Genomic DNA, 26,232 nt, shown 5'->3' on the forward strand with positions numbered 1-26,232 from the left:
CTCAGGCCTCCCAGCGCAGGCAGGTCAGGGGCTCGCCCCCGGGCACGGGCACGTGGCCGGTGGCACGGAAGCCGAGCCGCTCATAGAACGGGACGGTGGCGGGCACGGACGCCTCGAGGTGCACGGGCAGGCCCGACGCGCGGCGCTGGCCATGGCGCACCAGCGCACTCGCCGCCCCGCGTCCGCGGGCGGACGGGACGGCGCCGACCTCCTCAAGGTACCAGTGCCGGCCTGCCGGGCGGGCACGCTCGCAGGCGGCCTGGATCCGCTTCAGGGCGAGGGTGTGGCGGCCGTGGACGGCGACCGCGGTGGGCAGCCCCGCCAGCAGGCCCGGCACGTCGACCCCGCGGGGGGCGGCGGGGGAGGTCCACACGGCGGCGCCGAGCAGCGTGCCGTCGTCGGCGTCCACGGCAACGTCCACGGCGCCGAGCGGGGCGCCGTCGGCCCCCGTGCGCAGCCCGTGGCGCACGGCGGCGGTGAACTTGCGCTCGAGGCGGGCCTCGCGCCGGTCCTCGGGCACGAGCCCGAGCGTGTACGGGTCCGTGGCGAAGGCCTCGGCGAGGACGATGCCCACACGGCGGGCGGTGTCCTCGCGGGCTCCATCCGGGCGCAGGGTGAGCACGTGGACGCGGGGGCGCGGGGGCGCGGGGTCCGGGGAGGTCATGGCCCCCAGTCTAGGGACGGGGCCGGGCGCGTCATCGGACCGGCCGACGCACGTTCCGCCCCGTGTGATCGGCGACACTGGTGGGCATGGACTTCTCCGCGCCCCTCGACCCGACCCCCGCCGCCCCGCCTGCCGCGGACGCCCCGCCCGCCGACGTCGTCGCCCGTCTGCAGGCGGAGCTGCCCGGCCGCGTGGACGTCTCCGCCGCCGCACTCGAGGCCGCCCGGGCGGACCGCTCGGGGCATCGCTCCCCCGCCGCGCCGCTGGCCGTGGTCCGCGCGCGGACGGTGGAGGACGTGCAGGCCGCGTGCCGGATCGCGCACGGGACCCGCACCCCGCTGGTCACCCGCGGAGCGGGCACGGGGTTGGCCGGCGGCGCCGTCGCGGGGGCGGGCGAGATCGTCCTGGACATGACCGCGATGGACCGGATCCTGGAGGTCTCCCCCGCGGACCGCGTGGCCGTCGTCGAGCCGGGGATCCTCAACGGGGCGCTGAACGCCGCGCTCGCCGAGCACGGGCTGTGGTGGGCCCCGGATCCCGCGTCGAAGGACATCTCCACGGTGGGCGGCAACATCGCGATGAACGCCGGCGGGCTGCTGTGCGCCAAGTACGGCGTCACGCGCGAGGCGGTGCTGGGCCTGGACGTGGTGCTCGCGGACGGCACCCTGCTGCGGCTGGGCCACCGCACCGTCAAGGGGGTGACCGGCTACGACCTGGTCGCGCTGATGATCGGCTCGGAGGGCACGCTCGGCGTGATCGTGGGCGCGACGCTGGCGCTGCGGCCGGCCGTGCGCGGCGTGCCCGTGACGCTCGGCGGGTTCTTCCCGGACGTCGTCGCGGGCGCCGCCGCGGCCGAGGCGATCACCGGGGCCGGTCACGTGCCCGCCCTGATGGAGCTGATGGACGAGGCGACGCTCGCCGCGGTGCGCGCGCACGCGGGGCCCGAGCGCGGGGCCGCCCTGCCCGAGTCCGGCGCGTTCCTGCTGGTGCAGGCCGACGGCGCCGGCGCCGAGGCGGACGGGGAGGCCATGGCCGCCCTCATGCGTACCCACGGCGGGGACGTCACCGTGACCGTGGACCCCGCCGAGGGGGAGGCCCTCATGGCCCTGCGCCGCACCGCGTTCCCCGCGCTCGAGCGCCTCGGCACCCCGCTCGTGGAGGACGTGGCCGTCCCGCGCAGCCGCATGGCCGAGATGTTCGCGCGGATCCGTGAGATCGAGGCACGCACCGGCGTCGCCATCCCCACCACGGCCCACGCCGGGGACGGCAACCTGCACCCGATCCTGCTGTTCGGCGCGGCGGCGCAGGTGGGCGGCGCGGCCGAGGACGCCGCGTCGATCCCGGCGGACGTGTGGGAGGCCGCCGGCGAGCTGTTCCGCGCGGGCCTGGAACTCGGCGGCACGCTCACCGGCGAACACGGCGTGGGCCTGCTCAAGCGCGCGTTCCTGCGAGACGAGCTCGGCGACGCCCAGCACGACCTCCAGCAGCGCATCAAGGCCGTGTTCGACCCGCACGGCATCCTCAACCCAGGAAAGGTGTTCACCCCGTGACGCAGCCGACCACCCCCGAGACCCCCGCCGACGCCGGCACGCCGACCCCGTTCGAGGTCGGGCTGCAGCTGCGCTGGTCCGACGAAGACCGCTACGGCCACGTCAACAACGCTCGCCTGCTCACCCTCGCCGAGGAGGCGCGCGTGCGCGCCCTGGCCGCGTGGGCCACGACGACGGCGTCCCCGGACGTCCAGCGCGTCGTGCGGTCCATGGAGGTCCAGTACGAGGCGCCCGTGGTCTACGCCGGGCCCGAGGTGACGGCGCGGGTGTGGATCCTGCGGATCGGCCGGACGTCCTTCACGCTGCGCCACGAGCTGTGGCAGGACGGGCGGCGCTGCGTGCTGTGCGACGCCGTGTTCGTGCAGGTGGACCCGGCGGCCGGGCGGCCCGTGGCCGTCTCCGACGAGGAGCGCGCCGCCTTCGAGCGCGTGCTGATCCCCGCCGAGGACTGACGGGCCGCCGTCGGGCCTGTGGACGGCCTGCCGTCTCGCAGGATCCCGCCGTAGGCTCTGAGGCCATGGAGCAGGACCCTTCCCCGGACGCGCCCGCGCCCTCGGCGGACGTCGAGGCGCTGCGCGGCACCCCCGTGTCCGAGTTGACGCAGCTCACCCCCGCGGCGTCAGGGGCGCTGGAGCGGCTGCGCCGAGACGTCGAGCGCTTCGACCTCGAGTACCGCTCGGCCCTGCTCCAGGTGGAGGCGCGGCTCGAGGTGCTGCGGGACGAGTTCACGCACCTGCACGACTACAACCCCATCGAGCACATCGTCACGCGGGTGAAGTCGCCGGAGTCGATCCTGCGCAAGGCCTCCGCCCGCGGGCTGTCCCTGGACCTGGACGCGCTGCGCACCAACGTCACGGACATCGCCGGGGCGCGCGTGATCGTCAGCTTCGCCCGGGACGTGTACCGCGTGTTCCGCCAGTTCACGCAGCAGCCGGACATCCGGGTGCTCGAGGTGGAGGACTACATCTCCCGGCCCAAGCCCTCGGGCTACCGCAGCCTGCACTGCCTCGTGCAGGTGCCGATCCACCTGTCCACCGGCACGATCCCGGTGACCGTGGAGATGCAGTTCCGCACGAGCGCCATGGACTTCTGGGCCACGCTCGAGCACAAGATCAACTACAAGTTCGACGGCGGCGTGCCCCCGGACATCGCGACCGAGCTCGTGGCCGCCGCCCGCGTGGCTGCGGACCTGGACACCCGCATGGAGCGCCTGCACGACCAGGTGCAGGAGACCGACAGGGACGACGACGCCGCCGCGGCCTGGGAGGACGACGGCGGTCCCGCCTTCGAGGACGAGCCGACAGTGGAGCCGGGCGAGGCGCGGCCGGGCGACGCGCCCGGCGCGTCCACCGCCTGAGCCCCTCCGTCCACACCCGGCGGGCCGCGTGCACAGGGTTCTCCACAGAGTTGTCCACAGGTGTGGATGAGTCACACGCGTGTGATCCTGCGAAGCAGGGCAGGGCGTGGCCGCAGACCAGGGAGTACATGCGGAGGGAGCGGCTGCCGGTAGCCTGAGCCGATGCCCTCCACCGCCGTGCCGCCGCGCGACTCCGGCGCCGCCTCCACCCTGCCCGCCCGCACCGGGCACCGCGGGGTGTCGATCCTGCGCACCGCCGCCCTCGTCCTCGTGGTGGCGGCGTTCGTGTGGCTCGCGCTCACCGTGCGCCTGCCCGGCGTGGACGAGCTGCGCGCCCAGCTGGACGGCTTCGGCTGGTGGAGCTGGCTGGCGTTCACCGTGCTGTACGCGGCCGTGGCGCTCACCCCCATCCCCGTGACGATCATGGCGGTCACCGCCGGTGTGCTCTTCGGCGCGATCGAGGGGACGGTGCTGTCCGTGGTCGGAGCCCTGCTGGGTTCGCTCGGGGCGTACGGCATCGCGCGCGCGGTCGGGCGCGAGGTGGTCCTGCGCTGGCTCGGCCGCCACGCCGAGACCGTGGAGCGGCGGCTCGAGGACACCGGGTTCCTCGCCCTGCTGACCCTGCGCGTCGCCCCGGGGCTGCCGTACTGGCCCGTGAACTACGGGGCGGGCGCGCTCGCCGTGCCGCTGGGGATCTTCGCCGGCTCCACCGCGGTCGGCGTGATCCCCGGACAGCTCTCCCTCGTGGCGATGGGGGCGTTCGCGGTGCGCCCGGGCGTCGTGAACGGCGTGCTGCTCGGGGTGGGCTGGCTGACCGTGGGCGGTCTGACCCTGTGGGCGGTGCGCCACTGGCGACGGGCAGCCCGGTCCGCGGAGGAGCCGGAGAACCCGCAGAGTGGTCACGACACGCCGTCTCCCCGTAGGCGACGCGGCGTGTCGTGACCACTCTGCGCCGGACGTCAGCCGAGGGTCGTGTATCGCACGCCGAACTTGCTGCTGACCTGCAGGAACACGAGCACGTCCGTGTCGCGCGCGTAGGCGGGCATGCCGTATCAGGTGCGGGGGTCGAGCTCCGGGGCCACCTCCGTGACGATCCGGTGCACCGCCACCGCCAGGGCGCGGTCCGGCTCGGGCATCTCCTCGATCGTCGCCAGCAGGTCCTGCAGGGCGTCGGCCTTCTTCTTCCCGCCGCGCTGGGCGCGCAGCTCCTGCGCGCGCTCGGCGATCGCGGCCTGCTCCGCGGCGCTGAAACCGGTGGACTCGCTCACGGTGCCTCCTGGGGTGCGGGGACGGGTCCTGCCCGGGTCTCAGCCCCGACGGCCCAGGCGACCGAGCAGGCGGGTCTGCCGGTCGGCGTCGTCGGCCACGGGGACGGGCTCGCCCAGGATGCCGGGCGTGTAGGCGGCGTCGCCGAACAGTTCCAGCGACTCCTCCACGCAGTCGATCTCCGCGTCCGTGAACCGCGCGTCCACGCCCTGCGAGCGGGCCAGGTCCCAACGGTGCACGATCACGTCGAACGCGTGGAAGCGGATCAACGCCTCGCCCACGGGCATCTCCCCGAGCGCGGTCTTCATGGGCCGCATGATGAACTCCTCGTCACCGGCGAGGGCGGACATGGCGGCGGCGTGCTTGGCCCACTGGGTGGCCAGCTGCTGGCGGGACCCGTCGAAGAGGGGCACCTCCCGGCCCTGGCGGGCGGCGAAGTCGCGCTGGCCGGCGATCACGTGGTCCAGCAGGTCCAGCGCGTCCCAGCCCTCACACGGGGTGGCGGCGTCCCAGTCCCGCACCTCCCGGACGACGGCGGTGAACGGCTCGGCGGCCGCGTTCCAGCGGGCCTCGACCTCGGTGGCGGGGATGGACATGGTGCTCTCCTCAGGGTCGCGGGGTTCTCGGGGCCGCGGCGGGCGACGACGGCGCCGGGCTCGGCTTCTTCGGGCCGCGGATGGACTCGGGGCGGGCCGGGTCCAGGACGGACCGGGGGTCGAAGAACTCCTCCAGCACGGGCCGCTCGCCCGAGACGGCCGCGGCGAGGCTGATGCCGTCCACGTTGATGCGCGAGCCGCGGTAGTAGCCGGGCTCGAGCTGGCCCCACGCCTTGGAGGTGCCGTCCACGAGGAAGAAGGAGCGGTAGCCGAGCTCGCGGAGGTAGCGGTACCGCTCGTTGTCCTCCGTGTACTTGCCGGGGCCGGTGACGTCCGCGCCGAACGGGTAGATGAGCATGTCCGTGGGGCCGAGGATCGGCTCGACCTCCTCGTGCCAGTGCCCCATGTCGAACTCGAGCTCCTCCATGGTCAGCTTCGGCACCGTCCGGTGGCCCCACGTGTGGGAGGCGAACTCCCAGCCGCTGTCCTTGAGCGCGTCGGCGACCTCGGTGGCGGCCGCGACGTCGGCGTCGAACGTGGGGCTGTCCCCGAACTCGCGGGCCGAGGTGCGGTAACCGAACACGCCGTCGTAGCCGGTCATGGCCAGCACGCCGCGGGCGCCGTTGAGGCTGAAGTCCGGGTGCTCGGCGAGGAAGTCGTCCAGACGCGGGACGACGTCGAACGCCCCGACGTGCGTGGTGCCCTGGGCGTCCGTGTACTCGTTGCGGACGCGGCCGTCCTCGGCCACGATCAGACGGTCCGCGAAGCCGTCGCCGTCCATGTAGAGGTAGTACGAGCAGTCGTCCAAGGAGAGGATCAGCGGGGTCCGGCCCTCGGGGACCATGAGGGTCTTCGGGCGCACGACGTCGTCCTCCCCCACCTCGTACAGCTCGTGCGGGGAGACCAGCACGTAACCGCGCTCGTAGACCTGCCGGATGACGGCGTCGAACTCGTCCACCGTGACCATGAAGTCCAGGTAGCCGCGGGCCTTGTCGTCGCCGTCGAAGGCGCGCGCCGGGTCCACCACCAGGGAGTGGAAGAACAGGTGCGGAACCCGGGCCACGTCCGGCCAGGCCACCGGTTCGCCGGCGGGCGGCGGACCAGCGGGGGCGGCGGAGGTGGGCGCGGACGAGGTCGGCACGGACGACGACGCCGCGTCCTCCCCGTCCTGCCCGCAGGCGGCCAGCAGTCCCGATCCGAGCAGGGCGGAACCGGCCAGGAGCATCTGTCGACGGGTCGGCTGCGGCACGGGCGGGGGCATCGGGCACCTTTCTCTGGGGGCACCCATCATCCCAAGGCCGCCCGGCCCGAGACCACCCCTGCCGGGCGGGCGGGCGGAGGTGGGAACGGCGCGGCATGGGAGGCCGGCCAGCGGCGGGGCTCGATCCGCCGCAGACGGCACAGAGTGGTCACGCGGACGACCCGAGCTCGGCGCGGACCGTGTTCGACCGCTTCGTGTTCGGCAACCACATCCGCAGCTTCAGCGTCGACTGAGCCCCGGCTGGGAGGCACCTTCGACGCGCGCCGACGCACGCGCCCCTCGTGCCGTGCCGCATGCCACACTGGCGAGCGTGACCCGACGTCCGGATGCACCACCCCCGGCCGACCCGCGCGCGCGTGCGGCCCTGCGCGCCGTGCTCACGGTCCTGGCCGTGATGGCGGTGCTGTTCGCCGCCGTCGTGCTGACGCTGGCCTACGGGCCCGCCCGCTGAACCCGTCCTTCCCCGATCCAGGAGCAGTCATGTCCCCCGCGGACCCCACCGCCGACGTCGCGGCCGGGCCGGCCGGCCCCGCCGCGGTGGCCGAGGCCTTCGCGGCCGCCTGGAACGCCGCCGACGCCGACGCGCTCGCCGACCTGTTCGCCGAGGACGCGGACTTCGTGAACGTGGTGGGCGTGTGGTGGACGCGGCGTCGGCAGATCCGGGTGAACCACGCGCTCGGCTTCCGCTGGATGTTCCCGGCCTCCCGGCTCGTGCTCGGGCAGGTGCGCGTGCGCGAGCTCGGGGACGTGGCGGTGGTGCACGCGCCGTGGACCATGACGGGGCAGACCGCGCCCGACGGCGACGAGGCCGGCGAGCGCACCGGCGTCCTGCTGCTCGTGGTGCGCCGCACCGAGGCCGGGGCGTGGGAGGCGGTGGCCGGACAGAACACGGACTCCGTGCCCGAGGCGCAGACCCACCTGGCCGACGACGACGGGCTGGCCGCGGTGCACTACCACCCGTCGGCGTGGATCGATCCCGACGACGACCCCGACGGCCCGGAGGCCTGCTGAGCGGAGGCGGGCTCACTCCACCGTCAGCAGCCGCACCCAGTCGTCCTCGACGCGCTCCCCGCCGACCACGAACTGCCGCGCCCCGATCGTCGCGAAGCCAAGGCGCTCGTAGAACCGGTTGGCCCGTGTGTTCTGCGCGTTCGTGCCGAGCCACACGTGCCGGAACCCCAGCCGCCTCAGCCGCTCGACGCCGTCGTGCACGAGGGCCTCGGCCAGCCCGGTGCCGCGCCCCTCGGCGAGCACGTACAGCTTCGAGAGGTGGCCGGCCGGCACGTCGCCGAGCCGCTCCGTGACGGGTGCCTCGGGGGTCGCGGCGGTCTCGTACATGGCGTAGCCGAGCAGGGTCTCCGGGGCGTCGGCCGCGGCGCCCACGAGCACGATCCGCTCCGGGTCCGCGATCCACGCGGCCACGGCGGCCTCGCTCAGGTGCAACGCGATGTGCGCCTCCACCGCGGCACGCGGCAGCGAGGACGGGGAGGCGTCCGGGAAGGTGGCCGCGGCGATCGCGGCGATCGCGGGCGCGTCCTCGGGGCGGGCCGGACGGACGACGGCGGCGCGGGGTGCGGAAGTCATCCCCGCTCAGGCCTGCAGCGCGGGGTGCAGGTCCTTCATGCGGAACCGGCGCCGGCGCCGCACCACGAGCACGTCCAGGGCGAGCGCCGCCGCCCCGATGCCCATCAGCACGACCACCGGCACCCAGAAGCGCTGGTCCGGACCGCCGGAGATCGCGTTGCGGAACGCCTCGATGGAGTAGCTCATCGGCATGAACGGGTGCAGCGCCTGGAAGAAGCCGGGCAGCACCTCGGCCGGGTAGGTGCCGCCGGTGGAGGCCAGCTGCAGGACCAGCAGGACCAGCAGCAGCGCCGAACCGGGGGTGCCGAGCGCCGTCTGCACCAGGTGCGCGATGAGGGAGAACACCACGGCCACGAGCACCGTCAGGGCCACGGCCCGCACCGGGTGCACGGGGGCCAGGCCCAGCGGCAGCGTCGCGGCGAGCATGAGCAGGCCGCCGCCCACGGCCACGATGCCCACGGGCAGCCACGCGGCCAGCGCGATCGCCACCGGGTTGCGGCGCCCGGCCAGCAGCCGCCCGCTGATGGGCCGCATGATGTTGAACGCGGCGATGCCGAACACCCACAGGGCGATGGAGAAGAACATCGGCGCCATGCCGCGGCCGTAGACCTCCGCGGAGTTGTCCACCTGCATCACGGCCTCCACGGGCCGGGACATCACCAGGGCGGCCTCGTCCCGCTCGTCCTCGGTCAGGGCGGGGACGCGGTCGGCGCCGTCGGAGAGCCCGGAGGCGAGCTCGTGGGCGCCGTCGTCGAGGGTGCCGAGGCCGGCGCGCAGCTCCCCGGCGCCGTCCTGGAGCTGGGCCAGGCCGCCGTCGAGCTCGGTCGCGCCGGACTCCAGCTGCCCCGCACCGTCCTGCAGGGTCAGCGCCCCGTCGTGGAGCGCGGCGTTGCCCTCGGCGAGGGTGGTCGCCCCGTCCGTCAGCTCGCCGAGGCCGGACTGCAGCTCCCCGGCGCCGTCCTGGAGCTGGGCCAGGCCGCCGTCGAGCTCGGTCGCGCCGGAGCCCAGCTGCTCGAGGCCGTCCGCGAACTTCCCGGCGCCGTCGGCGAGGGAGTCGGCCCCGTCCTTCGCCTCACCGATCCCGCCCTGCAGCTTCTCGGCGCCCGCGGCCACGGCGTGGGCGCCGTCGTTGAGGTCCGTCAGATCCGCCTTGGCGGAGGCGGCGACGTCGTCCTCGACGAAGCCCTGGACGCGCTCGTTGGCGGCCGCGGAGGTCGCGGCGGCCTCCTCGGCGCGGCCGGCGACGGCGGTCACCCGCTCGTCCGCGCCGGTGAGCGCCTCCTGGAGCGCGGCGTACTGCTCGGACTCGGCGAGCGTCGGGTCCTCTTCGGCGAGCGCGGCCAGGGCGGTCTGCGCGTCGGCGATGCGGGCGCCCGCGCCGTCCTCGGCCGTGCCGGCCACCTCGGCGACCCGCTGGACGTCCTCGTCCACCGCGGCGACGTCGGCGGCCACCGCGTCCTGGCGCTCGATCACCTGGTCCAGGCCGGGGACCACCGTGTCGTAGAGCTGCTGGGTGCCGTCGGCCACCTGCGTGGCGCCGTCGGTGAGCTCGGCCGATCCGGTCTGCAGCTGGGCCAGCCCGTCGGAGAGGTCCGTGGCGCCCTGACGCAGGGCGGGGGCGTTCTCGGCGAGCTGCCCGGCGCCGTCGGCGAGGGCCTGGGAGCCCTCGCGCGCCTGGTCGAGCCCGTCGGCCAGGCGCCCGGCCCCGTCCTGCGCGGACGCGGCGCCCTCGGCGAGTCGCTGGGCGCCGTCGTCGGCCTGGGCGGCGCCGTCCGCGAGGTCACCCGCACCCGTGGCGAGCTGGCCCGCGCCCTCGGCCAGCTTGCCCGAGCCGTCGTGGGCCTGGACGATCCCGTCCTCCAGCCGGCTCGCGCCGTCCTCCGCGGAGGCCGTGCCGTCGGCCAGCTGCGCGGCGCCGTCGGCGGCGTCCACCATGCCCGACCGCAGCTCGCCGAGGCTGGAGAAGACGGCCTCGAAGTACGCCTCGATCGCGGACCGGTTCACGGCGGCCTCGACCTTGGCCTGGCTCGCGTTCGTGACGGAGCCGATCACGAAGCCGTTGGCGTCGTCTCGGCGCAGGGTGATCTGCGCCTGCTGCGGTGTCCCGCCGCCCTCGGGGCTGACGAGGTCACGGCTGAGCTCGGCGGGGATCTCCAGGACGAGGTAGTACCGGCCCTCCCGCAGTCCCTCCTCGGCCTCCTCGCGCGTGGTCTCGCGCCAGTCGAAGGCGCGGTCGTCCTTGAGGCGTTCGGTCATGTCCGCGCCGGTGCGCAGCGTGGTGTCGCCGCGCTGGACGGGCTCGTCCTCGTTGACGATCGCCACCGGCAGCCGGTCCATGGCCCCGTAGGGGTCCCAGTTCGCGGACAGGTACAGGGCGCCGTAGATGGCGGGGACGAGGAAGATGAACAGCAGGGCGAGCAGGGGCAGGCCACGGCGGAAGCGTCGCAGCTCGTAGCGGAACAGCATCAGTTCTCCCGGACGGGGGGCAGGGTGAGGACGACGGCGTCGCGCGGCACGGGCGCGGAGGCCACGGCGCTCACCGCGAACGGGTGGCCGTGGTCCTTGAGGACGTCCAGGGCCGCGTGGAGCGCGACCAGCTCATCGATGGTCAGGGTGGCGTCCACGTCGTCGAAGGTGACGAGGCGGGCCGGGCGCAGGCAGGCGACGACGGCGGCCAGCAGCGCGCGCTCGGGTGCAGGCAGCTCCCCGACGACGGCCTCCGGCGCCACGCTCAGCCTCACCGCGTCCGCGAGGAGGGCGAAGCGCGCGCGGCCGGCGCGGCGGCGCACGCCGTCGGCGAGGCAGCGCTCGTCCACGACCTCGGCCGCGGTCAGCGCCGGCTCGAGCTCCACCACGTCGGTGGTGTGGGCGACGGCGGTGCGGGCGCGGAGGGCGTGCGGGTGGCGCGCGGCGTCGATCGGGGGCCGGTACGCGCGGGCGGCGGGCCGCTCCGGCCCGTCCAGGGCGACGTCCACGGGGCCGCCGGTGAGCACGAGCTCGCCCCGCACGCCCTGCAGGCGCCCCGTGAGGGCGAGCAGCAGGGCCGAGCGGCCCGAGCCCTGGGTTCCGAGCACGGCCAGGTGGGTCTGCGGGGGCAGCACGAGGTCGAGGGGGCCGAACACCGGCCCGCGACCGCCGCGCAGGGTCAGACCGCGCGCCACGAGGGTGGCGGGCGGGAGGTCGTCGAGGTGCGCCGGGACGGGGGCGGGCCCGGGGCCATGGTGATCGGCGTCGGTGGGAGTGGAAGACATAGGCCCTCTTTGCCGAGTCGAGGCGGATTCAATACCATCGGTATTCAATACCATCGGCATCGAGAGGGCAACATGGCCACCCGACCCCGCCGCGAGGATGTCCGCGCGGCCATCCTCGACCACGCGGCCCGGGTGTTCGGACGGGAGGGCTACGCGCGCTCCTCCCTCGCCCGCATCGCGGCGGAGGCCGGCTACACGAAGGGCGCCGTCTATTCCGGCTTCGCGGGGAAGCCGGACCTCTTCGCCGCCGCCTGCACCGTCCAGTTCGAGCGGGCGACCACCCGAGCCATGGACGGCGTCGCCGACGCCCTGGACGACCCCGACCTGCCGCGCGAGGACCTGGTGGCCCGCGTGGCGGAGGCCCTGGCCGACGTCGTGCTCGAGACCACGGGCTCCTGGCCCCTGCTCCTCCACGAGTTCCAGGCCGTGGGCCTGCGCGAGCCCGCCGTGGGGAGAGCCTACCGGACGCTCACCGTCCGGCGGCGGGACTTCCTGGCCGGCCTGCTGCGTGAGCACCGCGTGCTGGCCGACGTCCCGGACGAGCAGGTCACGCACACCGCGGCCATGCTCCTGATGCTCGTGCACACGCTGTCGGTCGAGCGGCACCTGGCCCCGGAGGACCTGACGGTGGACGACGTGCGGGACACGCTGGCCGCGGCCGTGCGCTCCCTCCTGCCCTGACGCCTGCGCGCCGGCCCCGCCTCAGCCCAGGGTGCCGGCCACACCGCGCACCAGCGCCACCGTGCCCCCGACGCCGGCGAGGCAGATCGCGAGGACGCGCGCCTTCGCGGGGTCCACCCGGCGGGCCACCACCGAACCGAGCAGGACACCCAGCGGACCGCCCACCACCACGGCGACCCACACCGGCCACGGCACGTGCAGCCCCGCGGGCACGGCCGCGCCGAACAGCGACTTGGTGACCAGCGAGGTGAGATTGGCCAGCAGGAACACGGGCTGGAGGGTGGCCGCCCACGAGCGCTGGTCCCACCGGCTCGCCACCGCGTAGACCGCGAGCGCCGGCCCGGCGATGCCCGCGGTGGTGTTCATGAACCCGGCCACGGCGCCGGAGGCGAACACGGCCCCGTTCCCCTGGGCGGTGAAGCGCTGCTGCAGGCCCAGGACGGCGGCCACGGCCACCAGCACGGAGGACCCCAGGAGGATCTCGAGCGCGTGGGCGTCCAGGACCCGCACGGCCCACGCCCCCGCGAACGAGCCGGCCACGAGCAGGGGTGCGAGGCGGACGAAGCGCGGCCAGTCCACGTGCCTGTGGAGCACCGCGAACAGCAGCACCGCGGACACCGAGGCGGCCACGTTGGACAGCGTCACCCCCGCCACCGGGCCCAGGAGCAGGGACAGCGTGGGTGCGGCGATCATGCCGACGCCCATTCCGCTCACCCGCTGGAGCGTGCCGCCCACGGTGATCGCGGCCAGCGCGACGACGGCCGGCAGCCACACCAGGGAGGGGTCCATGCGGGCAGTATGCCGGAGCCGGGGGTGCCCGTCGGCCCTGGCGCCCGCCCGTGACGGGTGCGCATGCTGGCCGCATGGCCCAGCACAGCTCCACTCCGTACCCGCTCGTGATCGTGGGCAGCGGCCCCGCCGGCGTCAGCGCCGCCCGCGCCTACGTCGACGCCGGGGGACCCGGCCCCGTCCTCATGCTCACCTCGGACGTGGACCACCCCTACGAGCGCCCGCCGCTGTCCAAGGAGCTGCTGCGCGGCACCGCCGAACCCGACCCGACGGTGCTGGACGAGCTGCCGGACGCCGTCGAGCTGCGCCGGGGCGTGACCGTCACCCACGCGGACCTGGGTGCGCGGACGCTGTGGGCCGCCGAGGAGCCGGTCCGCTTCGAGCGCCTGATCCTCGCCCTCGGCGCGCACCCGAAGCCCCTGCCCGTCGCGGACGACGACGCCGAGGTGCACCTGCTGCGCTCTCTCGACCACGCCCGCCGCCTGGTGGCCTCCGCCGGGCACGCGCGCTCCGCCGTCGTGGTGGGCTCGGGGTTCATCGGCTGCGAGGCGGCCGCCTCCCTGGCCCTGCGCGGGGTGGCCACCACGCTGGTCACCCCGGACGAGGTGCCGCAGCAGAAGCGGCTCGGCCGCGAGGCGGGCGATCGGATCGCGCAGTGGCTGATCGGCGCCGGCGTCGAGCTGCGCACCGGCGTGCGGGTGGGGCAGGTGCGCGCCCCGCGCACCGTCCACCTCGACGACGGCGCCACGCTCGCCCCGGACCTGATCCTCGCCGCGGTGGGGGTCGAGCCGGGGGGCGGGTGGCTCGAGGACTCCGAGCTGACCATGCACGAGGGGCGGATCGTGGCGGACGAGCACCTGGCGGCGGCGCCGGGCGTGTGGGTGGCCGGGGACGTGGCCCGCGCCCACCACGCCGTGGCCGGCCGGCCGATCCCCGTGGAGCACTGGGGCGACGCCCTCGGCATGGGCGAGGTCGCCGGGCACAACGCGGCCCGCACCGAGGTCGGCGTGCCGGGCGGCGCCGGCCAGGCCTCCGTGCTGGCCCACGCGGCGACGGCGGACCCGGAGTCCCTGCGGCGGTGGGAGGCCGTGCCCGGGTTCTGGAGCACCATCGGCGAGCACACGCTCAAGCACGCCGCGTGGGGCGACGGCCACGAGCAGGCCCGCATGGTGGAGCGCACCGGCGGGTTCACTCTCTGGTACACGGACGCGCAGGACCGCGTGGTGGGCGTGCTGACCTACAACGCGGACGAGGACTACGAGCGCGGGCGGGAGCTGGTGGCGGGCCGGGATGCCGTGGGCGAAGGCCGGGGCCGTCCCGACCCTGCATGACAGACTGAGGGGATGACCACCCCGACCCCCGGCGCCGGCTCCCCGGGCAGCGGTGTGGCCGGGGGCGTGCTGGCCGCAGTGGGGGCGCTGGCCCTGATCGCGACCGTCCTGGCGCTGGTCCTCGCGTTCGGTCCGGCCGGCCGGGACGACGCCGGCGCGGGCGCCGAGCGGCGGCGCTGGAACGGCGGCTTCACCCCCGCCCCGCCCACGGTGAACACGCAGGGGTACGCCGAGCCCGTGCAGGGCCGCGTGACCTCCCGCTTCGGGCCCCGCCCCAACCCGTTCGGCGAGGGCGTGGTGCCCTCGGGGGTGTCCGAGGAGGCCCTGACCCGCCACGACGGCGTGGACCTCGGCGGGGTGCCGGAGGGCACGCCCTTCCACTCGGTGTCCGACGGCCGAGTCCTATTCGTGGAGGCCGGCGGGGACGCGGGCGGCAACCTGCTCGCCGTGGACGCCGGGGACGGCCACGTGTGGCGCTACCTGCACGCCGCCCCGGACTCCACCGTGGTGGACGCGGGCCAGCGCGTCTCCGCCGGGGACCACCTGGCCGGCGTCGGGCAGACCGGCGCCGCCACCGGCGTGCACCTGCACCTGGAGCTGCGCGTGGACGGCGAGCCGGTGGACCCGGAGGCCTACCTGGCCGAGCGGGGCGTGGAGCTCGGCGGCTCCTACCCGGAGCGGCGCCGCGGCCTCAGCCGGTGACCGGGCCGCCGCCGTCGTCCACGGACCCGGCCCAGCGGACCTCCCCGTCCACGACCTCGTCCGTCGGCGCCAGGCCGATCGCCTGGGCGACCCGCTGGGAGGCCGTGTGCTCGGGGTGGACATCCGCCACGAGGCGCCGCACCCCCCGGTCCCGCAGCTCGCCCTTGAGGAGGCCGGCGGCCTCCTTCGCCAGCCCGCGGCCCTGCCACGGCGTGCCGATCAGCCAGGCGATCTGCGTGGGTCCCCCGTCCACGGGGATGGTGGCCTGGACGTAGCCGACCGGCCGGCCCTCCGGCTCCAGCACCACGATCCAGTTGGCCCAGTCCTCCGCGCCGTCCTCGGAGCGACCGCGCGCGAGGATCGCGTACCGCTGCCGCAGCTCCTCCTCGCCCGGCGGCGTCCCGCCGGTGTACGTGTACAGGTCCGGGTCGGCGAGGACCGCGGCCATGGCCTCGGCGTCATCCACCCGCAACGGGCGCAGGGAGAGGGAATGCGGCATGGGCACAGTCGACCAGCCCGGCCCCGCGCAGACAAGAGGCGGGGCGCATCCGCCCGCCGCTAGCCTGGGCGCATGCCGCCCGCCCCCACCGCCCGTCTGCGCTTCCGCGAGATGGCCGACGCCGACCTCGACCACCTGGCCGGCCTCCTCGCCGATCCCGTGGTGATGCGCTTCTACCCCGCCCCGCGCACGCGCGCGGAGGCGGCGGCGTGGATCGCGGGCAACCGGCGCCGGTACGCGCAGGACGGGCACGGGCTGTGGATCATCGAGACCCACGACGACGGCGGGCCCGGCTTCGTGGGCGACTGCGGCCTGACGTGGCAGGAGGTCAACGGGGAGCCTCGCCTGGAGGTCGGCTACCACGTGCGGGCCGACCTGTGGGGGCGCGGCTACGCCACCGAAGCGGCCGCCGCCTGCCGGGACCACGCCCGGGACGTGCTGGGGCACCACGAGCTCGTGGCGATCATCCACCCGGAGAACACGGCCTCGCGCCGGGTGGCCGAGCGGATCGGGATGACCGTGGTGGGCGAGGACCGCACCGGCGCGCCCGAGGCCCGCGCGGCTCTGGGGCTCGAGGCGCGCACCGTGCTGGGGATGAGGCTCCGGCCGGGCGCGTGAGGCGCGGCCCGGCCGGACGTCTCAGCCCCGGTCGCTCACTTGGCGTGGCGGGCGAGCAGCTCGCGGGCGGCGTCCAGGCCGCCGGCCTCGACGTCGTAGGAGCCGGTGGACGCGTGGTGGGCCTCGACCGCGTCCGTGATCCGGTAGTGGTCCGGGTTGCCGGGCGGATCGGAGGTCTCCAGCACGTGGATCAGGTAGGTCTCGCCGGCGGCCAGGGCCTGGCGGTCGTCGCGCTCGTGATGGGTCATGACGTCCTCTCGGGTCGGCGCCCGGCGGGTCTGTCCCACCGGGGCGTGCGCACCAGGGTGGCGCATCGACGGCGGCGGGGCACAGTCCTGCCCGCCCGCGGGCCGGATCCGGTCAGTAGGCGGGTCAGAGTCCGCTCAGGCCCCGACGTAGGAGCTGACGACGCTCCGCAGTGCCTCGGCGGATTCGTAGATGTCCTCCAAGTTCTCGAGGTCGGCCCGCGTCCTGTTCTTGTCCGCATCGAACAGCACCAGATATTTCACCTTCCCGTCGAAGTGAAGGCGCGCGATCGGCTTCCGATTGTTGTCGTCCAGGATGACGCTGCAGTACGAGGCTGCGTCGCGCATGTAGACGCGGTTCATCGGCACGATTCCGGCGAGAATCGCCTTGATGATGCGGAAACCCTCGATCTCCTCTTCGGTCGTCACCACGCCCGGCTTGAGCTGGCCCTCCTGACCGTTCTCCTCGTCGGACAGGACCGTCTGATCGCCGGTGGCCACGGGCTCAGCGGGAGCCGCCAGTACCGGAGCGACCTGGTCGCCCAGGGCAGTCTTCAGCCGCGCGTTGACGCGATCGTTGATGTACTGGCGCGCAGCCTCCTCGGTGAGCCGGGTGAAGGTCTCCACCGCCTTGGCGTTCATGTACCCGGAGTACACGCGCTTGGCGAGGACCTTCACCAACTCATCGCTCGGCGCAGCCATCTCGGCAGAAATCTCGCGCTTGATGGCCGATACGTACTTCAGCTCCTCGGCTGCGGCGATGACCGAGTCGAGATCGAAGGATCCCTTCGCCAGCTGCTCGAGCTTCGGCACGGTGACCGGGTCGATGTCCAGAAGATCGAGGACGAGGAACGGACGCTCGTCGAGGATGTTGGCCTTGTCGAGGTCCGTGTAGAAGTTCCACACCCGCCCGTTGGTGAGCACGCCGATCCGCGCTTCACTGGTGTGGAAGTAGCGCACCAGCTGGCTCGCGTGCGCCAGGGACAGCTCCGAGCCGACCTTCTTGGCCTCCACGAGGATGTTGACCTTCCCCTCCCGCATGATGGCGTAGTCGATCTTCTCCCCCTTCTTCAGGCCCAGATCTGCGACGAACTCCGGGACGACCTCCTGGGGATCGAACACGTCGTAGCCCAACACCTGCGAGATGAATGGCATGACGAGCGCGTTCTTCGTCGCCTCTTCCGTGTCCAGGGAGCTTGCGTAGTCGCGGGCTCGCCGAGCCACTTGCGCAAGCTTGTCCTCGAATTCAGTCATGCCGTTTCACCCATCCGTGAGTAGGAGCCGGACAGCCGGGAATCCGGCAGCCTCGCACGTCAGCGCCCGAAGGCCCGCCGCAGCTGTGTCGAAATATAACCCAGCTCACAAACACGCTACGGGGACCCTCGCAGGCGCTCCGTGGCCGGACCGCGGGATCGCCCGGAACGCGAGGCGGCCACGACGCGTCGCCTCTCACAGGAAGGAGACGGGGCGTCGTGGCCGCGTTCCGCGGGGGGCCGCCCTGTCAGGCGACGCCCGGCCGGCTCAGCGGTTGCCGGGGTGCTGCGGGTCGGCCGGGATGCCGCGGCTCAGGGGCTCCACGGGCGGGCCGCTCGTCTCCGGGGTCACGGGCGAGCCGGTGCGGGAGCCGCCGACCTCCGGGGTGTCCGGCACCTGATCGCCGGAGGGCTGGGCGCCGGAGCGCAGCGCCTCGAGCCGCGTCTCGAGGACCTGCACCACGGGCAGGCGGTCGCCGTGGGCGCGCTCGTAGGCGAGCAGCTGCTCCACCTGCGACTCGTCGAGGCCGGTGATCCGGGTCGGCAGCGTGCCGTTGGGGATGTGGTCGTAGTCCGGCAGGGGGAGCTCGTCGCGGTTCGGGGCGTTCGTCATGGCACTGTCCCTCTTCTCTCGTCGGGGTCCCTCGTCGGGATGCGTGGTCCACCCACGCTAGTGAAGGCCCCCGTCAGACGGCACCCCCTGCCGCCCCGCTCACCCGACCCCGTCCCGCCGCGCCCGCAGCACGATCTCCAGGTCGAACCGCGCGTCGGGGTCCTCGAGGGCCTCCCCGAACAGCTCGCGCAGCCGGCCCACCCGGTACCCCACGGTCTGGGGGTGCACGCCGAGCTCCGCGGCGATCGGCGCCCGCTGGCCCCAGTGCGTGAGCCAGGCGAGCAGGGTCTCCTCCAGCACCGCCCGCTTCGCCTCGCTCACCTCGTCCAGGGGCGCCAGCACGCGTTCGGCCAGCTGCGTCACGACGCGCGGCTCGGCCCCCAGCACCACGCGCGCCAGGTGGTCCGCGGCGAGGATCGGGGACGGGGCGCCGTCGTCGTCCTCCCCCTGCGCGGGCTCCGCCGTCCGGCCCGCCGCCTCCTGGACGGCCAGCGTGCGGGCCACCCGGTAGGAGTGGGGCACGAGCGGCCAGTCCACGGCCGGCCCGACGACGGCGGCCGTCCCCGCCAGCAGGCGCAGCATGCGCTCGCGGCGGCCCTGGGAGGGCGTCGCGTCGATCACGGCGACCACCTCCGAGTCCCGCTCCACCACGAGCCCGGCCCGGCCCAGCCTCTCCCGGACGGCGACGCCGGCGTCCGCGGGCAGCACCACCACCGCCAGCCGGCGCGGCAGCCGCCAGTCCGCGAGCGCGGCCAGCCGTTGCACCTCCTTCTCCTCGGTCCCGCCCCGGACCAGGGCGGTGGCGAGGGCGGCGCGGTGCAGCTCGAGCACGCCCGCCTGGGCGGACTGCGCCTCCGCGTACGCCTGGGCGCTGACCGAGGAGAGCTCGTCGATGTACGCCCAGATGGACTCGCCCAGCTCGATCACCACGGACATCTCCAGGCCCAGGCGCGCGCACTCGGCGGAGAGCTCGCGGAACACGATCCGCGCGGAGGTGCGGTACGCGCCGAGCAGGGCGTCCATGGAGCGCCCCTCGCGGAACTCGCCGGCCCCCAGGCGGGCCATGAGGACGCGGGACTCGCTGTTCAGGGCCGGGCGGGTGGTGCCGGGCAGGCTCATCAGCTGCTCGAGGGCGGTGGTCACGCCGGCGGTGAGGTTCTTGCCGTAGTGGCCGTCGCGCGCCGCCGCGTAGGCGGGGATCTGGTCCGGGACCGTCTCGATGATGCGCTCCATGATCCCGGGGATCGCCGGGGCCAGGCGCTCCGCGAGGTCGTCGGGGAGGGACTGCCAGGGCGGGCGCCAGTCGGGGGCGGGGGTGGTCTGCGTCACACTCAATCTTGTCTCCTCGCGATGAAGTGATGGCCCAGATCGTACGCTGAAGACGAAGAACTGCGGCATGCCGAGCCATAGACTGGAGCCATGGTCGGCCCGTCTCTGTTCTCCCGTCTGGCGTCGACGCTCCTGCACCCGCTCGCCCCGCAGGACGTCCTCAGCCTGCTCGACCCCGTGCACTCCTCGCGGCAGCTGCGCGGCGTGGTCACCTCCGTGACGCGCGAGACGCCCGGCACCGCCACCATCGCCTTCCGCCCGGGCCCGGGCTGGCGGGCCCACGACGCCGGCCAGTGGGCCCGCATCGGGGTGGACGTGGACGGCGTGCGCCAGTGGCGCTCCTACTCGCTCTCCGCTCCCGCGGGCGCCGACCCCGAGATCACGGTGTCCGACATCGGCCTCGTCTCCGGCACGCTCGTGCGCCACACGAAGCCCGGCGACGTCCTCTTCCTCGACATCCCCGAGGGCGACTTCACCCTGCCGGACGAGCCGCGCCCACTGCTCATGCTCACCGCCGGCTCGGGCCTGACCCCGGTGATGTCCATGATCCGCACGCTCGTGCCGACGCGCCGGGATGCCGACGTCGTGCTCATCCACTCCTCCCGCACCCCCGAGGACGCCCTGTTCCGCGAGGAGCTGGCCGAGCTGGCCGACCAGTTCCCGGGCCTGCGCGTGGTGCACCACCACACCGCGGAGACGGGCCGCCTCGACCTCTCCTCCCCCGCACAGCTCGAGGGCCTCTGCCCGGACTGGCGCGAGCGCGCCGGCTACGCGTGCGGGCCGGCCGGGTTCCTCGACGACGCCGAGGCCCTGTGGCGGCGCGAGGCGGCCGCGGACCTCACCATCGAGCGGTTCCAGGCCGACTTCGCCCCGGGCGTGGCGGGGGCCGGCGGCCGCGTGGTGTTCGAGCACGCCGACGTGGAGGTGGACGCTCCCGGCGACGTGCCGCTGCTCGTGGTGGCCGAGGAGGCCGGCGTCGCCGCGCCCGCCGGCTGCCGCATGGGCATCTGCCACGCGTGCCTCACGCCGCTGCGCTCGGGCCGGGTCACGGACCTGCGGACCGGGCAGGTCCACGGCGAGCCCGGCGAGCTGGTCCAGACCTGCGTGAGCGCCGCCGCCGGCCCGCTGAGCCTCAGCCTGTGAACCTGACGCCCGGCCCGCGACCCGGGCCTCCCCGACCATCCCCGCCTCCCGCCCCCAGGAGCATCACATGACCCAGACCCCCACCGCCCCCGACCGCACCGGCGCCACCGCCCCGGACGATCTGGCCCTGGCCATCCCCGGCACCACCGTGCGCGGCCGCGCCGCCCGGGTCCTGCCGCAGGACCGCCCCGACACCACGAGCTGGGCTCCCCGCACCGCCGAGTCCCGTGCCGCCGCCACGACGCCGGGGCTGCCGGGCGTCGTCGGGAGCCCGGCGGTGCGCCCGCCCGGCGCCGCCCACCTGACGGACGCGCAGGTGGCCGAGCTGGGCCGGGAGCTGGACGCGATCCGCGACGACGTGCTCGCCCGCCGCGGCACCTCCGACGCGGCCTACATCCGCCGCGTCATCCGCTGGCAGCGCCGGCTCGAGCTCGGCGGCCGCGCCCTCCTGCTCAACGCACGACACCCCGCCGCGTTCGTGGCGGGCACGGCCATGCTCACGGTCGCGAAGATCGTGGAGAACATGGAGATCGGGCACAACGTGCTCCACGGCCAGTGGGACTGGATGCGCGACCCGGACATCCACTCCACCACGTGGGAGTGGGACTTCGTGACGCCGTCGCGGGCCTGGCAGAACACCCACAACGACCTGCACCACCGCTGGACCAACGTGGTGGGCAAGGACCGCGACGTGGGCTACAACGTCCTGCGCATGGACGAGTCCGAGCCGTGGCGGCCCCGCCACCTGCTCAACCCCGTGATCAATGCGGGGCTGGCGCCGATCTTCGAGTGGGGCATCGCGCTCTACGACCTCGAGCTGGACCGCGTGCAGAGCGGCGAGAAGTCCCGCGAGGAACTGATGACGGATCTGCGCTCCGTGGGCGTCAAGGCCGCACGGCAGTTCGCGAAGGACTACGTGGCCACGCCGGCCGTCGCCGAGGTGCTGACCGGCTCGGGCAAGGCCGCGCTCGTGGGCACGCTGCTCGCCAACGGCCTGCGCAACATCTGGGCGCACGCGGTCATCTTCTGCGGGCACTTCCCGGAGGGTGCGGAGACGTTCTCCGAGGAGATGGTGGACGGCGAGACCCGCGGCGACTGGTACGTGCGGCAGATGATCGGCTCCGCGAACATCTCCGGTTCGAAGCTGATGCACTTCATGACCGGCAACCTCTCCCACCAGGTGGAGCACCACCTGTTCCCGGACCTGCCGTCCAGCCGGTACGCCGAGGTGGCGCCCAGGGTCCGGGAGATCTGCGCCCGCTACGGCCTGCCCTACACGACCGGCCCGCTGCTGCGGCAGGTGGGCTCCGCGTGGAAGAAGGTGTTCCGGCTGGCGCTGCCGTGAGGCGGGAGGGGCGGGCGCCCCTCCCACCGCCGCCCTCGGCTCAGCCCTTCACGCCGCCGGCCGTGAGGCCGGAGACGATGTACCGCTGCAGGAACAGGAACAGCGCCATCACGGGCAGGGCTGCCAGCACGGCGCCGGCCGCGAACACACCCCAGTTCTCGGAGCGGGTCTCCGAGACGTAGCCGTAGAGGCCCACCGCGAGCGTCTGCGCGGACGGGTCCGTGAGCACCACGGAGGCGATCACGAACTCCGAGACCGTGGTGATGAAGGACAGCAGGGCCACCACCGCGAGGATGGGGGTCACCAGGCGCAGGATGATCGAGAAGAAGATCCGCGCGTGCGAGGCGCCGTCGAGCTTGGCAGCCTCGTCCAGCGACGGCGGGATGGTGTTGAAGAACCCGTACATCAGGTACGTGTTCACCCCGAGCGCGCCGCCCAGGTACACGAGGATGAGGCCGAGCTGCGAGCCGATGCCCAGGACGGGCACCAGGTTGCCGATGTAGGTCAGCAGCAGGAAGATCGCCACCACCGCGAGCAGCTGCGGGAACATCTGCACCAGCAGCAGCGTCAGCAGCCCCACGCGGCGGCCCGTGAACCGCATCCGGGAGAACGCGTAGGCGGCCAGGGCGCCGAGGAACACCGTCATCACGGACGTGATGACGCCGATCACCATCGTGTTGAGGAACCAGCGGCCGAAGGGCCGGTTCGGGTCGCTGAACAGGTCCACGTAGTTCTGCCCGCTGAACGAGGAGAACAGCCGGTTCGAGCTCGCCATCGTGCCAGTCGGGTCGAGCGACGCGGACAGCACGTACAGCAGCGGGAACAGTGCGAACGCGCTGGCCAGCACGCCCACCGCGTGACGCCAGCCCAGCTCCCGCATCCAGCGGCCGAACGAGCGGCGGCGTCGTGGCGGGGCCGGGTCCTCCTCCCAGCGCAGCGGGTCCGTCTCCTGCTGCGCCAGGGCGGCGGCGAGGGGCGAGGTCGGGGCGTCCGGCCGGGGCCGTCCGGAATCCTGGGGGATGCTCACTTGTCGATCTCCTCGAGCGCCTTGGTCTGCCGGAAGCTGATCGCCGAGATGGTCGCCACGATCAGGAAGATCACGATGGACAGGGCGGAGGCCAGGCCGTAGTCGCGCCCCACCCCGCTGAACGCCGTCTTGTAGACGACCGTGATCAGCAGGTCTGTGGCGCCGATGTTCGAGCCCGCGTCGGGGAACCGCGGTCCGCCGCCGGTCAGCATGTAGATGATGTTGAAGTTGTTGAAGTTGAACGCGAACGAGGAGATCAGCAGCGGCGCCACCGAGACCAGCAGCAGGGGCAGCTTGATGGAGCGGAAGATGCGCCACGGGCCGGCGCCGTCCATGCGGGCGGCCTCGTCCACGTCCTCGGGCAGGGACTGCAGGGCGCCCGTGGTCACCAGGAACATGTAGGGGAAGCCCAGCCACAGGTTCACCACGAGCACCGACAGCCGGGCCAGCCACGGGTCGGTGAGCCACGGGATGTCCGCGCCGCCGAAGAACACGGTGTTGACGAAGCCGAACTCCGGGTTGAGCAGGCCGGCCCACACGAGGCCGGACAGGAACGCCGGGAACGCGTACGGCAGGATCATCATCACCCGGTAGACCTTCTTGCCGCGCATGTCCGAACGGTTGAAGGCGATCGCCAGCAGCAGCCCGACGGCGAACGTCGTGGCCACGCTCAGGAACGCGAAGGCGAAGGTCCACACGGTGACCCGCAGGAGCGGGTCGCGCAGCTCGGGGTCGGTGAACGCGCGCGTGAAGTTGTCCAGGCCGACGAACACCCGCCAGCCGGTCTGCAGCGTGCTGCCGTCGTCCGCCTGGAACTGGCCCTCGCCGTTGTCCCGGTACTCCACGCCGCTCTCGAGGTCCGTGAAGGTGTCCCGGGCCTCGTCGTACTCCAGACGCGGCGCGTACACGTACCCGCGGGAGCCGTCGCGCGTCTCCAGGGTGCCGTCCGCGGCGTCGTCGCTCAGCGGGACCTTCAGGCGGGCGACCTGGTCCTGACGCTGCAGCAGGTCGCCGAACCGCAGGGTGGTGTACCCCTCCACCCCCACCGGCTCCCCGTCCTGCATCTGGGCCTCGACCGGCTCCAGCGCCTGGTCCGCGCCGCCGAGGACGGGCTCCCCGTCCCGCAGGGTCAGCAGGTAGAGGTCGCCGCCCTCCTCCAGCACCGTGATGTCGTACACCGGGGAGTCCGGCACGCGGATGGAGGAGGAGCGCTGGATGATCTCGATCGCCGCGGCCTTGTCCGAGTTGTGCCCGGCGCCGTAGTTCGTGAAGGCGACGTAGGAGGAGTAGACCACCACGAACACCTGGAACAGCATCAGGAAGAACAGGCCGGGGGCGAGGTACTTGGCCGGCAGGCCGCCGCGGCGCAGGTAGATCCAGTTGATGCCGATCGTGACCGCCAGGGTCAGCGCGAACACCACCCAGTCCCCCGCGGCCGCGAGCTGGAACAGCAGGAACGCCGCGAAGGCGTCCACGAGGCCCAGCAGGACGATCTTGGCCAGCGTGCCGCCGAGGCCCTCGGTACCCCGGGCGTCCGCACGACGACGGCGGCCCGGGCCGGTGCGGCGCGCGGCGTCGTCGAGGGCGGCGGTGGCGGCGTCGGACCGGTCCGACGCGGTGGAAGACGGGCTCATGGTTCCTCATCCGGCCCGAGGGCCTGCCGTGGAAGGGGGGGATGCGCGCCCCGAGGGCGCAGGGCCACGGTCCGCCTCCGGCGTCCCCGCGGGGACGCCGGAGGTGGACCGCGCCGGATCACTGGCCGATGCGGCCCTCGATGTCGGAGATCATCTTCTGCCAGGTCTGGACCGGGTCGCCCTCGCCCTTGATGATGCTCATCTCGGCGCCGCCCCAGAACTCGAACACCGCGCCCATCTCGGGGGCCGCCGGCATGGGGACGCCGTTCTCGCCGATCTCGCCGAACGCCTTCACGGTCTCGTCCGAGGCCGCCTTGTCGAAGGAGGCGGTCAGCGCCGGGGGACGCTTGCCCTCGGCGAAGAGCGCGTCCTGGGCCGCCTCGGTGGAGAGGTAGTTGACCACGAACTCATTCGCGGCCAGCTGGTTCTCGGACTCTGAGGAGACGAAGAAGGCGTTGACGCCCACGAACGGCTGCGCCGGCTGGTCGCCCATGGACGGGATGGCCTCGACCTCGAAGTCGACGCCGGCCGCCTCGGCCTCCTCGATGTTCCACGGGCCGGTGATGAAGTAGGCCGCGTTGCCGGAGTTGAACTGCTCCTTGGCGATGTCCGCGGTCATGTTCGGGTTCAGCACCCCGGACTCGCCGTACTCGGCCAGCTTCTCGGCGAAGGCCTCACCCTCGGGCCCGCCCATGGCCAGCGAGCCGGTGTCGTACGAGCCGTCCTCGGCCTGCTTGAACACGGGGGCGCCCATGGAGGTCTGGAACGGGTACAAGTGGTACGGGTCGCCGTTGACGGCGTCCAGGCCCACCACGAACGGGTACTCGGCCTCGCCGGCGTCGACGGCCTTCCGGCCCTCCGCGATCATCTCGTCGAAGGAGGCCGGGGTGGACTCGGCCAGCTCGGTGTTGCGCAGGATGGCGATGTTCTCCACGGAGTACGGCACGCCCCAGGTCTGACCCTCATAGGTGACGGCCTGCACGGAGGACTCCACGAAGTCGCCGGCTCTCTCGCCCAGCTCAAGGGGCTCGATGGTGCCGTTCTGCACGAGCGAGCCGATCCAGTCGTGGGCGCCGACGATCACGTCCGGGCCCTCGCCCGTGGGGTTCTGGGTGATGAAGTCGTCCTTCATCGTGGAGTTGTCCTTGACCACGAGCTCCACCGTGATCCCGGTGTCCTCCTTGAAGTCCTCCGCCACGGCCTGCAGCGGCTCCTGGCGGTTCTGGTCCACCCACATGGTGATGGTGCTGGCGCCGGCCTCGGAGAGGTCCTGGCTCGGGGACGCGGTGGCCGTGCCCTGCTCGGTGGCGCCGGCCGGGGAGGAGGACGCCGGGGCGGAGGAGCCGCCGCCGCACGCGGTGAGCGCGAGGGCGGAGAACGCCGCGGTGAGGGTCAGGCTGAGCGGGCGGCGGAAGAGGCCGCCGGTCGTCGTCGACTGCATGATGTGCCTTTCACGAGGGGTGGCCCGCGGCATGCGCCGGCCGTTGCGTCGCC

Annotated in this window: 28 protein-coding genes; 12 read left to right on the plus strand and 16 right to left on the minus strand. The window is 73.9% G+C overall.

What is annotated here, in order from left to right; translation table 11 throughout:
• Window position 1 precedes the first annotated feature (1 nt).
• Window positions 2-664 carry a GNAT family N-acetyltransferase gene (locus B1A86_RS10880; RefSeq protein ID WP_078025653.1) on the minus strand — a complete coding sequence of 221 codons (663 nt, stop codon included), beginning with the start codon at window positions 662-664 and terminating at the stop codon, window positions 2-4.
• 86 nt (window positions 665-750) lie between these two features.
• On the opposite strand from B1A86_RS10880, the gene B1A86_RS10885 reads away from it, so the two are divergent.
• The 4 genes from B1A86_RS10885 (at window position 751) to B1A86_RS10900 (ending at window position 4,513) form a co-directional block, all read left to right on the plus strand.
• Window positions 751-2,214, plus strand: coding sequence for an FAD-binding oxidoreductase (locus B1A86_RS10885; RefSeq protein WP_371705208.1), 1,464 nt, complete (start codon window positions 751-753; stop codon window positions 2,212-2,214).
• The gene (locus tag B1A86_RS10890; RefSeq protein ID WP_060974353.1) at window positions 2,211-2,666 is read left to right on the plus strand and encodes a thioesterase family protein; all 456 of its coding nucleotides are present in this window, start codon (window positions 2,211-2,213) and stop codon (window positions 2,664-2,666) included. The genes B1A86_RS10885 and B1A86_RS10890 overlap by 4 nt, the downstream gene beginning before the upstream one ends.
• A gap of 65 nt (window positions 2,667-2,731) precedes the next feature.
• Entirely contained in the window at window positions 2,732-3,571 is an 840-nt protein-coding gene (locus B1A86_RS10895) for a GTP pyrophosphokinase family protein (RefSeq protein ID WP_078025652.1), read from the plus strand.
• Window positions 3,572-3,733: 162 nt separating this feature from the next.
• Window positions 3,734-4,513 (plus strand): TVP38/TMEM64 family protein, encoded by a 780-nt coding sequence (locus tag B1A86_RS10900; RefSeq protein ID WP_078025651.1) that lies wholly within the window; start codon window positions 3,734-3,736, stop codon window positions 4,511-4,513.
• Window positions 4,514-4,623: 110 nt separating this feature from the next.
• Here B1A86_RS10900 and B1A86_RS10905 read toward each other — a convergent pair whose 3' ends face one another.
• From B1A86_RS10905 to B1A86_RS10915, 3 genes are read right to left on the minus strand one after another with little or no spacing between them, the layout of a single operon-like run.
• Window positions 4,624-4,839 (minus strand): hypothetical protein, encoded by a 216-nt coding sequence (locus tag B1A86_RS10905; protein WP_245245396.1) that lies wholly within the window; start codon window positions 4,837-4,839, stop codon window positions 4,624-4,626.
• 39 nt (window positions 4,840-4,878) lie between these two features.
• Window positions 4,879-5,433, minus strand: a complete 555-nt coding sequence (locus tag B1A86_RS10910; protein WP_036339014.1) for a TIGR03086 family metal-binding protein — start codon at window positions 5,431-5,433, stop codon at window positions 4,879-4,881.
• A 10-nt stretch (window positions 5,434-5,443) separates the two neighbouring features.
• Window positions 5,444-6,694 (minus strand): polysaccharide deacetylase family protein, encoded by a 1,251-nt coding sequence (locus B1A86_RS10915; protein ID WP_078025650.1) that lies wholly within the window; start codon window positions 6,692-6,694, stop codon window positions 5,444-5,446.
• A 310-nt stretch (window positions 6,695-7,004) separates the two neighbouring features.
• Between B1A86_RS10915 and B1A86_RS11585 the strand changes: the two genes are divergently transcribed.
• Together B1A86_RS11585 and B1A86_RS10920 are read left to right on the plus strand one after the other, a co-directional pair.
• A complete protein-coding gene (locus B1A86_RS11585; protein ID WP_167755872.1) occupies window positions 7,005-7,145 on the plus strand; it encodes a hypothetical protein in 141 nt (46 codons plus the stop codon).
• A gap of 29 nt (window positions 7,146-7,174) precedes the next feature.
• The gene (locus B1A86_RS10920) at window positions 7,175-7,705 is read left to right on the plus strand and encodes an SgcJ/EcaC family oxidoreductase (protein WP_078025649.1); all 531 of its coding nucleotides are present in this window, start codon (window positions 7,175-7,177) and stop codon (window positions 7,703-7,705) included.
• A gap of 12 nt (window positions 7,706-7,717) precedes the next feature.
• Here B1A86_RS10920 and B1A86_RS10925 read toward each other — a convergent pair whose 3' ends face one another.
• From B1A86_RS10925 to B1A86_RS10935, 3 genes are read right to left on the minus strand one after another with little or no spacing between them, the layout of a single operon-like run.
• Window positions 7,718-8,278: a GNAT family N-acetyltransferase gene (locus B1A86_RS10925; RefSeq protein WP_073117326.1), complete on the minus strand. Its 561-nt coding sequence runs from the start codon at window positions 8,276-8,278 to the stop codon at window positions 7,718-7,720.
• Between the two features lie 6 nt (window positions 8,279-8,284).
• A complete protein-coding gene (locus B1A86_RS10930) occupies window positions 8,285-10,744 on the minus strand; it encodes a YhgE/Pip domain-containing protein (protein WP_078025648.1) in 2,460 nt (819 codons plus the stop codon).
• The gene (locus B1A86_RS10935) at window positions 10,744-11,529 is read right to left on the minus strand and encodes an ABC transporter ATP-binding protein (protein WP_069941208.1); all 786 of its coding nucleotides are present in this window, start codon (window positions 11,527-11,529) and stop codon (window positions 10,744-10,746) included. Before B1A86_RS10935 ends, B1A86_RS10930 begins: the two co-directional genes overlap by 1 nt.
• 72 nt (window positions 11,530-11,601) lie before the next feature.
• Here B1A86_RS10935 and B1A86_RS10940 point away from each other — a divergent pair, with 72 nt between their 5' ends.
• Window positions 11,602-12,210 (plus strand): TetR/AcrR family transcriptional regulator, encoded by a 609-nt coding sequence (locus B1A86_RS10940; RefSeq protein ID WP_020624715.1) that lies wholly within the window; start codon window positions 11,602-11,604, stop codon window positions 12,208-12,210.
• Between the two features lie 21 nt (window positions 12,211-12,231).
• On the opposite strand, the gene B1A86_RS10945 is transcribed toward B1A86_RS10940, so the two are convergent.
• Window positions 12,232-12,999, minus strand: coding sequence for a sulfite exporter TauE/SafE family protein (locus B1A86_RS10945; protein ID WP_078025647.1), 768 nt, complete (start codon window positions 12,997-12,999; stop codon window positions 12,232-12,234).
• A 74-nt stretch (window positions 13,000-13,073) separates the two neighbouring features.
• Here B1A86_RS10945 and B1A86_RS10950 point away from each other — a divergent pair, with 74 nt between their 5' ends.
• Both B1A86_RS10950 and B1A86_RS10955 read left to right on the plus strand, forming a co-directional pair.
• Entirely contained in the window at window positions 13,074-14,330 is a 1,257-nt protein-coding gene (locus tag B1A86_RS10950; RefSeq protein WP_036382323.1) for an NAD(P)/FAD-dependent oxidoreductase, read from the plus strand.
• A gap of 12 nt (window positions 14,331-14,342) precedes the next feature.
• Window positions 14,343-15,032, plus strand: coding sequence for a M23 family metallopeptidase (locus B1A86_RS10955; protein WP_020624712.1), 690 nt, complete (start codon window positions 14,343-14,345; stop codon window positions 15,030-15,032).
• Here the strand turns inward: B1A86_RS10955 and B1A86_RS10960 are convergent.
• Window positions 15,022-15,531, minus strand: coding sequence for a GNAT family N-acetyltransferase (locus B1A86_RS10960; protein ID WP_044659331.1), 510 nt, complete (start codon window positions 15,529-15,531; stop codon window positions 15,022-15,024). The genes B1A86_RS10955 and B1A86_RS10960 overlap by 11 nt on opposite strands.
• A gap of 72 nt (window positions 15,532-15,603) precedes the next feature.
• On the opposite strand from B1A86_RS10960, the gene B1A86_RS10965 reads away from it, so the two are divergent.
• Window positions 15,604-16,149 (plus strand): GNAT family N-acetyltransferase, encoded by a 546-nt coding sequence (locus tag B1A86_RS10965; RefSeq protein ID WP_020624710.1) that lies wholly within the window; start codon window positions 15,604-15,606, stop codon window positions 16,147-16,149.
• A gap of 35 nt (window positions 16,150-16,184) precedes the next feature.
• On the opposite strand, the gene B1A86_RS10970 is transcribed toward B1A86_RS10965, so the two are convergent.
• From B1A86_RS10970 to B1A86_RS10985, 4 genes are all read right to left on the minus strand, one after another.
• Window positions 16,185-16,397 carry a hypothetical protein gene (locus B1A86_RS10970; protein WP_010079881.1) on the minus strand — a complete coding sequence of 71 codons (213 nt, stop codon included), beginning with the start codon at window positions 16,395-16,397 and terminating at the stop codon, window positions 16,185-16,187.
• Between the two features lie 135 nt (window positions 16,398-16,532).
• A complete protein-coding gene (locus tag B1A86_RS10975; RefSeq protein WP_036314529.1) occupies window positions 16,533-17,648 on the minus strand; it encodes a type I restriction endonuclease in 1,116 nt (371 codons plus the stop codon).
• Window positions 17,649-17,915: 267 nt separating this feature from the next.
• Window positions 17,916-18,260 (minus strand): hypothetical protein, encoded by a 345-nt coding sequence (locus B1A86_RS10980; RefSeq protein ID WP_010079880.1) that lies wholly within the window; start codon window positions 18,258-18,260, stop codon window positions 17,916-17,918.
• Window positions 18,261-18,359: 99 nt separating this feature from the next.
• Window positions 18,360-19,589, minus strand: a complete 1,230-nt coding sequence (locus B1A86_RS10985) for a CdaR family transcriptional regulator (RefSeq protein WP_020624876.1) — start codon at window positions 19,587-19,589, stop codon at window positions 18,360-18,362.
• Window positions 19,590-19,679: 90 nt separating this feature from the next.
• Between B1A86_RS10985 and B1A86_RS10990 the strand changes: the two genes are divergently transcribed.
• Both B1A86_RS10990 and B1A86_RS10995 read left to right on the plus strand, forming a co-directional pair.
• Window positions 19,680-20,732 (plus strand): ferredoxin reductase, encoded by a 1,053-nt coding sequence (locus B1A86_RS10990; RefSeq protein ID WP_044659332.1) that lies wholly within the window; start codon window positions 19,680-19,682, stop codon window positions 20,730-20,732.
• Window positions 20,733-20,799: 67 nt separating this feature from the next.
• Entirely contained in the window at window positions 20,800-22,077 is a 1,278-nt protein-coding gene (locus B1A86_RS10995) for an acyl-CoA desaturase (protein WP_138976836.1), read from the plus strand.
• 40 nt (window positions 22,078-22,117) lie between these two features.
• On the opposite strand, the gene B1A86_RS11000 is transcribed toward B1A86_RS10995, so the two are convergent.
• From B1A86_RS11000 to B1A86_RS11010, 3 genes are all read right to left on the minus strand, one after another.
• A complete protein-coding gene (locus B1A86_RS11000; protein ID WP_041104154.1) occupies window positions 22,118-23,038 on the minus strand; it encodes a sugar ABC transporter permease in 921 nt (306 codons plus the stop codon).
• 62 nt (window positions 23,039-23,100) lie between these two features.
• The gene (locus tag B1A86_RS11005) at window positions 23,101-24,738 is read right to left on the minus strand and encodes an ABC transporter permease subunit (RefSeq protein ID WP_020624872.1); all 1,638 of its coding nucleotides are present in this window, start codon (window positions 24,736-24,738) and stop codon (window positions 23,101-23,103) included.
• 118 nt (window positions 24,739-24,856) lie between these two features.
• Entirely contained in the window at window positions 24,857-26,179 is a 1,323-nt protein-coding gene (locus tag B1A86_RS11010) for a maltose ABC transporter substrate-binding protein (protein ID WP_044659341.1), read from the minus strand.
• Between the last annotated feature and the right edge of the window lie 53 nt (window positions 26,180-26,232).

Source organism: Micrococcus sp. KBS0714, from assembly GCF_002008305.4.
In the GTDB taxonomy this organism is placed as follows: Bacteria; Actinomycetota; Actinomycetes; order Actinomycetales; family Micrococcaceae; genus Micrococcus; species Micrococcus luteus.